We start from the raw sequence: 13,298 nt of genomic DNA, 5'->3' as shown, positions 1-13,298 counted from the left end.
CATCACTCCCGGCAGGACGAACGCCGGCTCAGCGGCCGGCCTGCATCGTTTTCGGTGCCGGGACCGAAAGCGACGCGGTGATGTCTTCCATCGGCGCGAGCTGTTCCAGCGGACCGATCGCCGAAAGCGTCGGCACCGTGTCGTAGAACAGCCGGCCGGCGAGATCGGTCAGCCGCTCGATGGTGATGCCCTCGAGCCGTTCCATCATCTCCATATTGGAGATCGGCCGGCCGTAAAGCATCATCTGCCTGGCGATCTGGCCGGCGCGCGACGCCGGACTTTCCTGGCCCATCAGCAACTGGGCGCGGATCTGGGCGCGGGCGCGCTCGATTTCCTTTTGGTGGATCTGATCGGCGGATTTGTGCAGCTCGTCGATGATGACGGGCACCAGCTCCGGCAGATTTTCGCCGCCGGTCGCAGCATGAATGCCGAAGATGCCGGTGTCGGAAAAGCCCCAGTGGAAGGCATAGACCGAATAACAGAGACCGCGGAATTCGCGCACTTCCTGGAACAGCCTGGAGGACATGCCGCCGCCGAGGATATTGGCGAGAATCTGCGAACAGTAGAAATCGCGGGCATGGTAGGGCTTGCCCTCGAAGCCGAGCAGGATCTGCGCGTCCATCAGATCGCGCGGTTCGCGCACGCTGCCGCCGATATAGCGCGCCGCTTCCATGACCGGCGGCGCCGAAGGCTCGCTCGGCAGGCTGGCGAAACGATCCTCGACCATGCGCAGGAATTCGTCATGCTCGACGGCGCCGGTGGCGACGACGAACATGCGGTCGGTCGTGTAGTTGCGGCCGAGATAGCCGCGGATCTGCTGCGGCGTGAAGGAGACGACGGTCTCCGGCGTGCCGAGGATGGCTCGGCCGAGCGTCTGGTCGCGATAGGCGACCTCGGAGAACCGGTCGAACACCACGTCGTCGGGCGTGTCGTTGGCGGCGTTGATCTCCTGCAGGATCACCTGCTTCTCGCGCTCCAGCTCCTCCTCCTCGAAGGCCGATTCCGTCAGGATGTCGGCGAGGATATCGACGGCGAGCGGCACGTGGTCTTTCAGCACGCGGGCGTAGTAGGAGGTGGTCTCGGTCGACGTGGCGGCGTTGACTTCGCCGCCGACGTCCTCGATTTCCTCGGCGATCTGGCGGGCGCTGCGGCGTCCCGTTCCCTTGAAGGCCATGTGTTCAAGCAGATGGGCGATGCCGTGCTCGTCTGCCGTCTCGTTACGCGATCCCGATTTGATCCAGACTCCGAGCGCAACGCTTTCAAGGTGCGGCATGGTTTCTGTGACTACTGTCAGCCCGGATTTCAGCCGGGTGCACTCAACTGTCATTGGCTATCTTTCTGCGCCTGCCGTCGTCTTGCCGCGGGCGTGTTTGCCGATAAAGGTCTCTACGGCTTTCAGCTCCGGTTCGATGATCTGGAAGCGCTCCTCCCTGTGCATCAGATCAGCAAGCCACGTCGGAAGCGCCGGGTCAATACCGCAGGCCGATTTTACGGCGGCCGGGAATTTCGCCGGATGCGCGGTCGAAAGCGTCACCATCGGCGTATTCGGCTTTTCCTTCTTCCTGGCGACGAAGACGCCGATCGCCGAATGCGGATCGAGCAGATAACCGGTCTCGGCATATGTCGTGCGGATCGTCTCAGCCACCTGTTTTTCGCTGGCGCGACCGGCCCGGAAGTCGCGGCGGATCGCCTTCAGCGCTTGCTCGCCGATCTCGAAGCCATTGGATTGTTTGAGGCTTTCCATGGCCGCGCGCACCTTCGAGGCGTCGCGCCCATAGGCTTCGAACAGCAGCCGTTCGAAATTCGACGAGATCTGGATGTCCATCGAAGGCGAGCTGGTCGCCTTGACTGCCTTCATGTCGTAGCGGCCGGTCTTCAGCGTACGCTCCAGGATGTCGTTCTCATTGGTGGCGATCACCAGCCGGTCGATCGGCAGGCCCATGCGCTTGGCGCCGTAGCCGGCAAAGATATCGCCGAAATTGCCGGTCGGCACCGTGAACGAGATCTTCCGGTCCGGCCCGCCGAGCGCCACGGCGGTCGTGAAATAATAGACGATCTGGGCCATGATGCGCGCCCAGTTGATCGAGTTGACGCCGGAGAGGCCGACCTTGTCGCGGAACGCCGCGTCGTTGAACATCGCTTTGACGAGGTTCTGACAATCGTCGAAATTGCCCTCGACGGCAAGCGCATGCACATTGGCGGCCGTCGATGTCGTCATCTGCCGCTGCTGCACCGGCGAGACCTTGCCATGCGGGAAGAGAATGAAGATGTCGGTACGCTCGCGCCCCGCGAATGCGTCGATCGCCGCCCCGCCGGTATCGCCCGAAGTGGCGCCGACGATCGTCGCCCGTTTGCCGCGCTTCTCCAGCGCGTAATCCATCAGCCGGGCCAGGAGCTGCATCGCCACATCCTTGAAGGCGAGCGTCGTGCCATGGAACAGCTCCATGACAAAACTGTTCGGCCCGGTCTGCACGAGCGGCGCGATCGCCGGATGGCGGAAGGTGCCGTAGGCCTCGTCGATCATCGCTCGGAAAGTCGCCGCGGGGATCTCGCCATTGGTGAAGGGCGAAAGGATGGTGAAGGCGATTTCCTGATAGCTCTTGCCGCGCAGCGCCCGGATTTCTTTCTTCGAAAACTGCGGCCATTCCCGGGGAACATAGAGCCCGCCGTCGCGCGCCAGCCCCGTCAGCAGGGCGTCGCAAAAGCCGAGGGCAGGGGCCTCGCCGCGGGTCGAGATATAGTCCACGTTCATCATCCTTGATCTATCGCTGGAGGAAGTTCGGCCGGGCCGGGCCGTGGCTCGCGCAGCCGGAAACCGGCCAGCGCTGCGCTTGCGGCCATACCATCGCCGTTATCTTGTTGAAGTTGCCCGCATCCGGGGGCGAAAAGTGCATCAAAACGGCGCGTACCCAATCGATTTTTGTTTGCGCCGCTGATATAGACCATCGCAAACCGTCATGAAAGGCCCCGCGCAAAAGACATGGGGCCTCCAAGAAACGCTTGTGCAAAGGGTGGAACATAGTGCTCGGCAAGGTCTCGCGTCTCATCGTCTCCGCTTCCATTCTTGCCTTGCTCGCCGGCTGCGATACGCTGGGCATCGGCGGCGACAGCAAGTCGGCGGCGCCGGCGCAGTCGAACGGCACCGCCCAGATCATGCCGCTGGCGCCGGCCAATCCGACCTCGAACAATCCTTCGATCGGCACCGCAAAGACCGCGCAGGGCGCCGTCGCCCCCGTCGTCCAGGGCGCCTGCCCGCAGATCTTCATGCGCGACCAGGATGCGATCTTCCGCACCTATGCCAAGGGCAAGAAGGACGATGCGCAGCAGATCGTCTTCCAGGCGTCCTTCGGCGATTACACCCGCCAGTGCACGCTGAACGAGGCGAACCTGACGATGACCATCGTTGCCCAGTTGCGCCTCATCACCGGCCCGGCCGGCGCTCCCGGCCCGGTGACCCTGCCGATCCGCGTCACCATCCTCGACGGCGAGACCGTGCTCTATTCCGAAGTCACCAAATTCCCGACCGAGATCCCGGCGGGCGCGCCGGGCACCCAGGTGATCTTCCGCAAGGACGGCATCAAAATGCCCGTCGGCGCCGGCGCCCTGGTGCGCGTCAACATCGGCTTCGATACCCAGCCGGCAAAGACCAAGAAGAACAGCTAAAGCCGCCCGGTGAGTTCGGTCTTCCTGGTTCATCGGAAAAGCATGCGGCAGCACGTTCGGGAAGATGCGCCCCCCCTGCGAGGACCGAAGTCATGTTGTCCAAGGAAAAATCGCAGATCTATCTCAGGTTGCCAACGTCGACGGTCGAAGCATTCGATCGCATCGCCCAGGTTCTCGATCGAGATCGGACCTGGGTGATGTTGAAAGCCCCCGACCACTGTCTGGCGAATGAGGGCGCCGAGATGCTGCAGGATGCCCATGGCTTCGATGAACTTGACCGCGGGGAAAGCGTCGATCTCGACGACGTGCTTGAAAAGGCTCGGATGATCGTTGACGCTTCGGAAGTTCGACATCGTCGGTTTGGCTGATGCCGGCTGCCCGTCTCTCCAAAAATGCCGAACGCTTGTTTCTGACCAGAATTGCCGAATTGGCAGAAATCATCCTGCAGCCGCCAGAAATCTTATCGACCGTCTTGAAAGACAGAAGGCACCGTTGTCGTCCTTCCCCAAAATGACGGAAAAAGGCGGCCGGCTCCCGCTTCTGACGGAGCGCCGTTGCTTGTCTCAGATCAGAGAACGCCTTCCCAGGCCGCCAGCGCGGCGACGACACCAGGCAGGTCGTTCATGCGGGAGATCGCCGTTTCGGCGCCGGCATCGGTCAGCTTGTCGGCATGGGCGGGATAGCTGTGCGAGGCGCCGGTGAAGCCGATGACGCGCATGCCGGCGGCGCGCGCCGCATGGACGCCGTGCACGGAATCCTCGACGACGACCACCTTGTCGGGCGAGACACCCATCTGACTTGCGCCGTGCAGGAAGATGTCGGGCTTCGGCTTGGCCCGGTCGGGCCCGAGATCCTTGGCGGAAAAGATATTGGGGGCAAACAGCGGCTTCAGCCCCACCTTGCCGAGCATCATGTCGAGCCGCTTCGTGCTCGAATTCGAGCAGATGCAGCGCTTCATCGAGAGCCTGGAGACGGCGAATTCGACGCCTGGAATGGCCTTGACGTCATTCGCCAGCCTGGCGTCGAGCAGTTGCTCGGACTTCTCGAGCAGCGAGGCAGAAAACGGGATGCTCGCTTCGCGCTCGATCTGCAGCAGGATATTGCGCCATGTCATGCCGGCGAAGCGTTCGCCCATTTCCTCGACGCCGATCGGATATCCGGCCTCCGTCAGAAGCGCGGATTCGACTTCCGCGGCGATGATTTCGGAATCGACGAGCACACCGTCGCAATCGAAGATAATGAGATCGAAGCCGTTCATATGTTCACGCCTTGCTGGAAATCTGGGTCTTGTCCGGGGATGCAGCGGCTTTACACGATGCCCGCCGAAAGCTCAACCTGATCTCAAGCATGGCTGCGATGCGGCAAGCGACCGGCTCCGCGGTCGCTGCCGGATCGCTTCCGTGAAGCCGTCAAGCTGCCCGTCGTGCGAATTGCGCCGGCGCCGTCGCGCGCAGCTTGAAGCGGGAAACGAGTTCGCGCAGCTTGGCGGCTTCCTCGGCCAGATGACCGGATGCGGCGGTCGATTGCTCGACCATGGCCGCATTCTGCTGGGTCACCTGATCCATCGAGTTGACGGCGGTATTGACTTCGGCAAGGCCGGTCGACTGCTCTCTTGCCGATACGGCAATGGCATCCATGTGCTGGTTGATGCGGGCGATCTGCTCGCTGATGGCGCTCAGCACCTGGCTGGTGTCGAGAACCAGCTTGACGCCGCTTTCCACTTCCACCGAGGATTTCTGGATGTGGCCCTTGATTTCCTTTGCCGCCTGCGCCGAGCGCTGGGCGAGTTCGCGGACTTCCTGGGCCACCACCGCAAAGCCCTTGCCGGCCTCTCCCGCGCGCGCCGCTTCGACGCCGGCGTTCAGTGCCAGCAGGTTGGTCTGGAAGGCGATTTCGTCGATCACGCCGATGATGCTGGAGATCTGCTGCGACGAGGCCTCGATGCGGCGCATGGCCTCTTCGGCATGCGACACGACCTCCGCCGATTTGGCGGCGTTGCGATTGGCGTCCGTCGCTTCGGTGCGCGCCTCGTCGGTGCGCTTGCTGGAGTTCGAGACATTGGCGGTGATCTGATCGAGCGCTGCGGCGGTTTGTTCGAGAGAGGCCGCCTGCTGTTCGGTGCGTTTCGACAGATCGCCGGCCCCGGATGCAATTTCCCTTGTGCCTTCGTCGATCGCGGCAATGGCCGTTGCGATGGCGCCGAGCGTCTGATCGAGCTGGCGGATCGACATGTTGAAATCATGCCGGAGGCTCTCGAAGTCGGGGGCAAAGGGCTCTTCGATCTGGAAGGCGAGATCGCCGGAGGCAAGCCGCTTCAGGCCTGCGGCAAGACCGGATGTTGCCGCCCGCAGCCGTTCGGCCGCATCCTCGTCCGCCTGCTTGCGGGCCGTGACCCGCTCGGTTTCGCCCTGCAAGCGGGCGGTTTCGGAGTCCTGCTCGAGCTGCTTGTTGGCGATCGCCGCCTGACGGAAAATTTCGACAGCCGATGCCATCGTGCCGATTTCGTCAGTGCGGCCGATCCCGGTGCAGGCAATGGCCGTGTCACCGCCGGCGAGCCTTTGCATATCGTTGGAAAGCGAAAGGATCGGCTTGGTGACGGTCTTGCGGGTCAGGAAATAGAGGCCGAAGGCGAACAGCGCGGCCGAAGCCAGAAGGGCTTTGAGGGTGATATCGACAGAGGCTTTGATGTCGGCGCTACGCTCGGAAATATCATCCGATACGGCGGTGATCTGATCGCCGGCCTGTTCCATGGCCGTTTCCAATGTCGAGAACTGCTGCATGAATTCCGGCAGCGCCTTCAACGCCGCCGCCGGATCCTTGCCCGCAAGATCGACCATCTTCGTGGCGCTTTCCACATAGACGAGCAGGGGACGTTCGATGTCGGCAAGGACCGCTTTCGTTTTTGCGTCGGAGACAAGAGCCTTGTTGGCGTCGATCATCTCGCGGAACGATGTCTCGTGCTCCGCCAGATCCGCCTTCACCGCGGCGGCGTGTATGCCGGCTGCCGGGTTGGATGCGAGCAGGGAGGCGAGCACGTCGGCGCGCAGTGCGTCATGCATCATATCGGCCTGCATGTGGTTGCGCAGAATTTGCGCCGACTGGGCGACATCGGCGCTGTTGGCCGAAAGGGTGGAGGCAGACCAGATGCCGACCCCTGTGGCGCCGCCCGCCAAGGCGAAAATCGCGATGCTTGCAATGATGATCTTATGCTGGATCGACGCCATGTCGGGTTCTCACGTTAATGTAGAACCTGAGATTATCGGAACATGCTTAATGATTTCTCAGCGAGACCTCGCGAATCCGCGTAAAAACAACAGGTTGTAGTGTTTGTCTCGTGCGATGAGCAGTTGAATGCGCTCGAAGAAGGCCGAGCCTTAAGCACCGGAGGCCATTGCGCCAAGGCCAGGGGCTCGCCCTTGTTTGTGCGAGGCGAGCCCATCTAACCTACTGTTCCGGCAGGATGATCTTCTGATTGGTGGTATTCTTGACTGGCTTCTCGCCGGGAACATGCGACATGGTGCGGGTCGTGCTTTCCAGCGAGCTGCCGTCGGTGCTGGTCTTCGTGCGGGACTTGCTGAACGTCCCCTTGTCGACGGCCTGGGCCTTGGTTTGTGCCTTGAGCTTGTCGCCATTATCGTTGACATGGGTCTTGCTTTGCGCCTTGCCATCGATGGTGGCTGCACTTCCCCCCGATCCGATCGAGGAAGTGGTGCCACCGTCGGTCCGGCACGTGCCTGCGGTTCCCACAGAGCTCGCCGAGGTGCCGCCGGCCGAAGCGCTTCCGCCAGTGCCGACCGTTCCGGCCGCATTGCAATCCTCCGCAAGAACCACCGAACTCGACGCGAGAAGCGCGATCGAGGCGGCTGCGATAAGGTTGATATGTTTCATTGTCCTCTCCTATTTCGTCGGTTTCGTCATTGAGCAGGTGCCGTCGGAACGTTTGGTGATGACGGTGCCGTCGGGCCTTGTGATGCTTGCCGTGGAAAAGCTGTCGACGCTCCCGGATCCCGCCGACGAGCCGGCGGAGGCGGACGACGAAGAGGAGGAGCCGGCCGAACCGCTGCCTGTTGTGGTCGACGAAGACACGTGCCCGTTGCCGGCCGTCACGGTGGTGGACATATCTCCGGCCTGTGACTGGACGATTGTGCATGTCGTTCCGTCGTCGAGCTTGATCTCCTCCGACATCGTCTGCCCGGCGACGAAGACCAGGCAAGCGCTGAGTGCGATTGTGGAAAGCTGGGTCATTGTCTTATCTCCAAGGGTTTGGCCGACGCCGCAAAGGCGCCGGCCGATAGCGTCAGCAGCCCTTGGTGCCGGCGGCATCCTTCTTGACCTGGCCGGGCGCGCAGCCCTTCTTGCCCTTGTCGTCATGCGACGTTCCAGCCGCACTGCCGCCGGTTCCGACGGTGCTGCCCGTCTTGTCGCCGTCCGCAGACGAGGCGCCGGTTCCGACACTCGAGGCCGAGTTCGCATCGCCCGAGCCCGCGGCAGAACCGCCGGTGCCGACTGAGCTGCTCGAGGTGCCGCCGCCGGCCGATGAACCGCCTGTGCCGAGCGTCGAAGCAGAACCCGAGCCGGAGCCTGAACCCGCGGCAGAGCCGCCGGTGCCGACGGTGCTGCTCGAGGTGCCGCCACCGGCCGACGAGCCGCCGGTGCCGATCGTCGAGGACGAGCCGGAATTGCAATTGGTCGCGCCGGCAGGGCAGGTGCCCCCGGCAGAGCTGCCACCAGTACCGACGGTGCTGCTCGCAGTTCCGCCGCCAGCCGACGAACCGCCGGTGCCGACCGTGCTTGACGATTGCGCGAAGCCGGAAACGGCCGTGCCGGCCAGAAATGCCGCTGCCAAGGCGAGATGTGTTAGTTTCATCATGATGTATCCTCCGTTTGTTTGTGACTGACTGCCGCAGCGGGCAGCTGATTTCCAAACGAAGGTTCTGCCCGGCTGTTCCGGATCTAGGTATTCAGTCGGATAAGACGTCGGACTTTTGGTCGATGTCGCCGGCGTCCGCGGCAACCCCGGCCGATTTGCCGGCGATCGCCAAGACAAGGCGGCGATAATGCGCCATCTGCCCGGCTACCCAGGTCTCAACCTGAAGGAGCGTATCGTCGGGCATCAGCGCCAGTTCGCCGCCCGGAGAGATGCAATACCAGCCTTTCTCGGCCGCCTCGTCGAGGATATTGCTGATGTGCTGGCGAGAGACGTCGAAGCGCTGGGCAAGAGCCCGATAGGTCAGGCTTCCGGCGATTGCCTTGCCTTGACGCTGGCGCAGGGCTTCGGCCATGACGGCGCAAAACACAAGGTGGCCGGCGTCTCTTTCGCTGTGGCGGACGATTAGAGGAAATGGGCCGAACAGGTCATCCTTCACCGCGTAGCGCTCCGCCGAAAGCGCCAACCAATGCGCCAGCAGGGTCTCGTCCGTCGCCAGATCATCCGGCCGGATCGGCAGGAGAGGTGCGAATAATTCCGATGAGCTCAGAATGGCGAGCGGTGATTGGGCAATCTCCCGCATCAATTCCAGGCTAGGCTTCAGGACTTGTGTTCGCCGATCCGTCTCGAGCGATTTTGCCGTGACGAGACCACGGTCGCGCAGCCCGCTGATTAAAGCGGCAATCTGGCGCGGGCTGCCGGGTGCCGATCGTTGAAGAAGCGCAAGCGAAGGCGCCGGGCCACGCGACTGAAGCCACTGAACATGAAGGCAGATCAGAATGAAGGAGACGAGGTAGCGCTGCTTCTGGGCAAAGAGTTTGTTCGCCGGCAGCAGTTTTGGCACGCGCGCAGTCATCGCGTCGCAATAGGCGAGAAGCGCGCTGCCATAGGAAGGATGCCGTATCAAGCCGGCCGCTTCGACCCACAGACTGTCCGAAGCGAAATCTTTCACCCCGGGATAAAGGCGCGTTTCGCTCAGGTTTTCTACCGCCGGCTCAGATGATCGATGCAAAGTTTGGACTCCCCGGAGTGCGGGCAGCATTTTATACAGCCTCCGCGATCAATTTTTTAGTAAAGCTGATTCTGATGAAAGCACAGTGCCGTTTTTCCATTCATTTCGCCGTTGCCGGTTCAGCCTTTATCACCCTTGTTCTCTCGGCCGTTACCGCTCGCGGCGACTCCTCTCTCAGTTCCTATGTCGAGATCAGCAACGGCGGCGAGTTGGGAACCGATCAGGTCGACATGTCGACGGATGGATGGATCAGATCCGTGGGGGCCGGAACCGTCAACCTGGCCCCGGAAATGGATATTATGGACGGTGCCGTTGTGCGTTTCTCCGCCATCTCCGGCAGCGATCTGAATCTCAGACTTTATCGGGCCGGCACGGGCGCGGAACTTCATTTCGGCGGCGCCGGCGACACCGGCACAGTCACGCTTGCGGATAACTTCTTCTCGGGCGGAAGCCAGGACGTTTATGTCGATTCCGGCACGCTGCTGGTCCCGGGCGACGGTCAAGGGGCACTGCTCCGCGCCACCACAACAACCGTCGCGTCGGGTGCCACCATCGACTTCGGAGCGCACAGCGATTGGATAGCCTCCCTTGCCGGCAGCGGCACGATTCACCTCAGCGATACGGATCTCGAGATCCGAGACTTCTCCTTCGATGGAACGATCGACGGCGCAAACCGTGTGACCTTCAGTCGGAGCGGAAGCTGGCAAGGCAGGTTCGTGGGTGTCGGCGAAGTCGCACTCTCGGCCAATCGGTCCATGAGCATTCTGGATGCTGCCACCGCCGCAAATCTTTCGACGCTCGATTCGCTTCGATTGTCGTCAGGCTCGACCCTGGATCTAAGAACGTACGACGCCTCGCTCAACAACCTGTACGGCGCGGGCATGATCGGCACGACGGAAACGCTGGCAATCGGATCCGGAAATTATTCCGGCGGCATCATCGCCGCCCGCGGCTTGACGATTTCCGGGGATTTCCTGTGGTCGGGCGTCTCGCAGGGGGCCCTGTCGATCGACGTCCTGTCCGGCGCGACACTGACCGCCGATGGCGGCAAAGTCTTCGGAGGCTCGGCCGACATCAGCCTCGATGGGGCGCTAAGAATCAATACGAGCGAAGCCGTGGACGCGTTGACGGGCAGCGGCACCATCGACGTCGCCAGCAACGCCGTTCTGTCGGTCGGGGCCGGCGACAGTTCCACCACCTTCGACGGCGAAATATCGGGCGCTGGCGGTCTGACCAAAGCCGGCACCGGCACCTTCACGCTCAGCAGCCGTCAGTCCTATACCGGTGCAACGACCATCTCGGCAGGCACATTGCAATTGATGTCGGCGAACGCGCTTTCCGCATCGTCCGGCCTTTTCATGGATAACGTCACCCAATTGGATATGGGCGGATTCAACCAGGCTATTGCGAGCCTTTCCGGCGGCGGCGAGGTTCTGATCGGCGGCGCCAGCCTTTCGATTGGCGGTTCCGATGCGAGCGGATCGTTCAGCGGCGTCATATCCGGCAGCGGGTCCGTGACAAAATCGGGCGCCGGAACTTTAGGGCTTTTTGGACCCAACAGCTTTTCCGGCGCGATGAATGCGCTGGGAGGAACCCTCTTCGTGTCCTCATCCGCATCTCTCGGCGATGGAAGCGCCACCAATACGCTGACCCTCGATGGCGCGACGCTGCAGACATTCGGCACCGTTGCGTCTCCGGCCTCCCGGGCTGTGGTCATCGGCGGCGCCGGCGGCACCGTGAATACGAGCGGCAATGCGGTAACCTTTGCCGGAAACGTATCAGGCACTGGAGGGCTGACAAAGACCGGCGCGGGCACGCTGACCCTTTCGGGCAACAATACGCGGTCGGGGGATACGGACATCGAGCAGGGGCGGCTATCCCTCCAGAACGGCAACGCGTTGGCTGACGGCGCCCGCGTGACCATTGCCGATCTCGCCGGCGCCGGGCTCGACGTCGCCACCTCCGAAACCATCGGATCGCTCGCCGGCGGCGGCTCGTCGGGAGGGGATGTCACGCTTTCCAATGCAGCGACGCTGAATGTCGGCGGCGATGACAGTTCCACCATTTTCGCCGGGTCGATTACTGGAGGCGGCAGCCTCGTCAAGACCGGCGCCGGCTTGTTTCATCTGACGGGCAATAGCAACTATAGCGGCGACACGGATGTGCTGGATGGTACGCTCTCCGTCAACGGCAGCCTGGCTGGCGCCGTCAACATTGGGTCAGGCGCAAGACTTCAGGGAACCGGCAGCGTCGGCATGACTTCGCTTGCAGCGAGCAGCATCCTTGCTCCCGGAAATTCGATCGGAACCCTGACGGTCACCGGAGATCTGAACTTCGATCCAAGCAGCGTGTTCGAAGTCGAGATCGGCAGCACCGGGCTCAGCGACAGGGTCGATGTCACCGGCACCGCCTTCCTGAACGGCGCCAAGGTTCAGACGATCCTGTGGGATCCGGCCGTCAGCTACGTCAACGGCCAGTCCTACACGATCGTCTCGGCCGGGACCGTCTCCGGCACGTTCGGCGATCTGGAGATTGATTCTGCCTTCCTGAAGTCTTTCCTCAGCTATTCCGCTACCGACGTAACCTTGACCTTGCGGACTGTGCTCAGCCCCGGCTCTCTGTTTCCGAGTGCCGCTCTTACGTATAATCAGCAACAGTCGGCTTATGGCCTCGACTTCCTTGACCAGACAAGCGGCTCCAGCAGTCTCGCGCTCTATAACGCGATCCTTTACAGCGACAGGGCAGAAGCGAGGGACGCGTTCGACCAGCTCTCCGGCGAGATCCACGCCTCGCTGCAAAATGGCCTTTTCAGCGAGGCCGATGACGTGCGCAATGTGGTTTACGACCGGCTGGACGAGGCTTTCGAGACTGGCGCCAAGGTATGGACGAGCGCCTATGGCAATATCTCCTGGCTGAAGGGTGACGGAAACGCCTCCAGCGCCAGGACTGCGCGCGGCGGCGTTCTTTACGGGGTCGACTGGCTGATCGACGATCGTGCGGCCGGCGTTTTCGCAGGCGTCGGACAATCCTCTTTCGAGATCCCCGATCTCGGCTCCACGGCCAATATCGACAGTGTGCATTTGGGCCTCTATGCCGGCCAGAGATTCGGCGGCTTGCAGGTCAAATTCGGGGCGTCGAACAGCTGGTACGACATCGAAACGCGCCGAGACATCGCCTTTGACGGTTTTTCCGACAGCCAGACGGCAAGCTATCGCGGCAGCACCGCCCAATTCTTTTCCGAGGCCTCATTCGACTTCGGCCTTTCCCGTGACCTTGTTATCACCCCATTCGGCAGACTGGATTATGCAATCGCTCAGCGCGACAGCTTCCACGAAGATGGCGGCGCTTCTTCCCTTTCCGGAGAAAGCGCGCGCGAAGACCAGTTTGCAACGACGGTCGGACTGCGTGCGGAACGGCAGGCTTCGGTCGCCGGCAAGAACGTCGTAACCGGTTTCGATGTCGCCTGGAGACGGATAGCCGATCAGGACACGGCGCTCTCCGCGCTGACATTCGAAAATGGCGGGAGTTTCGTCGTGAAAGGGTTGCGCAATGCCGAAAACAGCGTCGTTGCCGGTGGATCGGTGGCATTGCAGTTGACCGCGGCCGCGGCCGCATCCGTATCGTACCGGGGAGAATTCGGCGATGGCCAGAACCGCCATAGCGCCAACGCTCGATTGGACGTCAGATTCTAACGGA

General features: G+C 62.2%; 12 protein-coding genes. 3 read left to right on the top strand and 9 right to left on the bottom strand.

All coding sequences use genetic code 11. From position 1 onward, the window contains the following. Positions 1-28 precede the first annotated feature (28 nt). From FHX03_RS02270 to FHX03_RS02260, 3 genes are read right to left on the bottom strand one after another with little or no spacing between them, the layout of a single operon-like run. On the bottom strand, positions 29-1,327 hold the full coding sequence (locus FHX03_RS02270; protein ID WP_097624125.1) for a M16 family metallopeptidase: 1,299 nt from the start codon (positions 1,325-1,327) through the stop codon (positions 29-31). A gap of 3 nt (positions 1,328-1,330) precedes the next feature. After that, positions 1,331-2,755, bottom strand: coding sequence for a threonine synthase (gene thrC, locus FHX03_RS02265; protein ID WP_097624126.1), 1,425 nt, complete (start codon positions 2,753-2,755; stop codon positions 1,331-1,333). Further along, positions 2,752-2,946 carry a hypothetical protein gene (locus tag FHX03_RS02260; RefSeq protein WP_165503941.1) on the bottom strand — a complete coding sequence of 65 codons (195 nt, stop codon included), beginning with the start codon at positions 2,944-2,946 and terminating at the stop codon, positions 2,752-2,754. Before FHX03_RS02260 ends, thrC begins: the two co-directional genes overlap by 4 nt. Positions 2,947-3,018: 72 nt before the next feature. On the opposite strand from FHX03_RS02260, the gene FHX03_RS02255 reads away from it, so the two are divergent. Both FHX03_RS02255 and FHX03_RS02250 read left to right on the top strand, forming a co-directional pair. Further along, positions 3,019-3,663, top strand: a complete 645-nt coding sequence (locus FHX03_RS02255) for a hypothetical protein (protein ID WP_179867057.1) — start codon at positions 3,019-3,021, stop codon at positions 3,661-3,663. Positions 3,664-3,755: 92 nt separating this feature from the next. Further along, positions 3,756-4,031, top strand: coding sequence for a CopG family ribbon-helix-helix protein (locus tag FHX03_RS02250; RefSeq protein ID WP_183852414.1), 276 nt, complete (start codon positions 3,756-3,758; stop codon positions 4,029-4,031). 200 nt (positions 4,032-4,231) lie between these two features. Here FHX03_RS02250 and FHX03_RS02245 read toward each other — a convergent pair whose 3' ends face one another. The 6 genes from FHX03_RS02245 to FHX03_RS02220 form a co-directional block, all read right to left on the bottom strand. Beyond that, positions 4,232-4,921: an HAD family hydrolase gene (locus FHX03_RS02245; RefSeq protein ID WP_097624130.1), complete on the bottom strand. Its 690-nt coding sequence runs from the start codon at positions 4,919-4,921 to the stop codon at positions 4,232-4,234. Positions 4,922-5,072: 151 nt separating this feature from the next. Beyond that, positions 5,073-6,887: a methyl-accepting chemotaxis protein gene (locus FHX03_RS02240; protein WP_183852412.1), complete on the bottom strand. Its 1,815-nt coding sequence runs from the start codon at positions 6,885-6,887 to the stop codon at positions 5,073-5,075. A 220-nt stretch (positions 6,888-7,107) separates the two neighbouring features. Then, a complete protein-coding gene (locus FHX03_RS02235) occupies positions 7,108-7,551 on the bottom strand; it encodes a hypothetical protein (protein ID WP_183777319.1) in 444 nt (147 codons plus the stop codon). Positions 7,552-7,560: 9 nt separating this feature from the next. Continuing rightward, positions 7,561-7,908 (bottom strand): hypothetical protein, encoded by a 348-nt coding sequence (locus tag FHX03_RS02230; RefSeq protein ID WP_097624133.1) that lies wholly within the window; start codon positions 7,906-7,908, stop codon positions 7,561-7,563. Between the two features lie 52 nt (positions 7,909-7,960). After that, positions 7,961-8,533 (bottom strand): hypothetical protein, encoded by a 573-nt coding sequence (locus FHX03_RS02225; RefSeq protein ID WP_097624134.1) that lies wholly within the window; start codon positions 8,531-8,533, stop codon positions 7,961-7,963. A 91-nt stretch (positions 8,534-8,624) separates the two neighbouring features. Next, positions 8,625-9,602 carry a MarR family transcriptional regulator gene (locus FHX03_RS02220; RefSeq protein WP_183852410.1) on the bottom strand — a complete coding sequence of 326 codons (978 nt, stop codon included), beginning with the start codon at positions 9,600-9,602 and terminating at the stop codon, positions 8,625-8,627. A gap of 74 nt (positions 9,603-9,676) precedes the next feature. On the opposite strand from FHX03_RS02220, the gene FHX03_RS02215 reads away from it, so the two are divergent. Continuing rightward, the gene (locus FHX03_RS02215) at positions 9,677-13,294 is read left to right on the top strand and encodes an autotransporter domain-containing protein (RefSeq protein ID WP_183852408.1); all 3,618 of its coding nucleotides are present in this window, start codon (positions 9,677-9,679) and stop codon (positions 13,292-13,294) included. Positions 13,295-13,298: the final 4 nt, after the last annotated feature.

The sequence above is a fragment of the Rhizobium sp. BK456 genome, assembly GCF_014194045.1.
GTDB lineage: Bacteria > Pseudomonadota > Alphaproteobacteria > Rhizobiales > Rhizobiaceae > Rhizobium > Rhizobium redzepovicii.
The sequence above is the reverse complement of the archived record's forward strand: the minus strand, read 5'-3'. Positions and strand labels throughout refer to the sequence as shown.

Coding starts and splice junctions, on each gene's coding strand:
- FHX03_RS02245 (WP_097624130.1), bottom strand. CDS start 4,921: ATGAACGGCTTCGATCTCATTATCTTCGATTGCGACGGTGTGCTCGTC.
- FHX03_RS02250 (WP_183852414.1), top strand. CDS start 3,756: ATGTTGTCCAAGGAAAAATCGCAGATCTATCTCAGGTTGCCAACGTCG.
- FHX03_RS02235 (WP_183777319.1), bottom strand. CDS start 7,551: ATGAAACATATCAACCTTATCGCAGCCGCCTCGATCGCGCTTCTCGCG.
- FHX03_RS02240 (WP_183852412.1), bottom strand. CDS start 6,887: ATGGCGTCGATCCAGCATAAGATCATCATTGCAAGCATCGCGATTTTC.
- FHX03_RS02215 (WP_183852408.1), top strand. CDS start 9,677: ATGAAAGCACAGTGCCGTTTTTCCATTCATTTCGCCGTTGCCGGTTCA.
- FHX03_RS02260 (WP_165503941.1), bottom strand. CDS start 2,946: ATGGTCTATATCAGCGGCGCAAACAAAAATCGATTGGGTACGCGCCGT.
- FHX03_RS02270 (WP_097624125.1), bottom strand. CDS start 1,327: ATGACAGTTGAGTGCACCCGGCTGAAATCCGGGCTGACAGTAGTCACA.
- FHX03_RS02225 (WP_097624134.1), bottom strand. CDS start 8,533: ATGATGAAACTAACACATCTCGCCTTGGCAGCGGCATTTCTGGCCGGC.
- FHX03_RS02230 (WP_097624133.1), bottom strand. CDS start 7,908: ATGACCCAGCTTTCCACAATCGCACTCAGCGCTTGCCTGGTCTTCGTC.
- thrC (WP_097624126.1), bottom strand. CDS start 2,755: ATGATGAACGTGGACTATATCTCGACCCGCGGCGAGGCCCCTGCCCTC.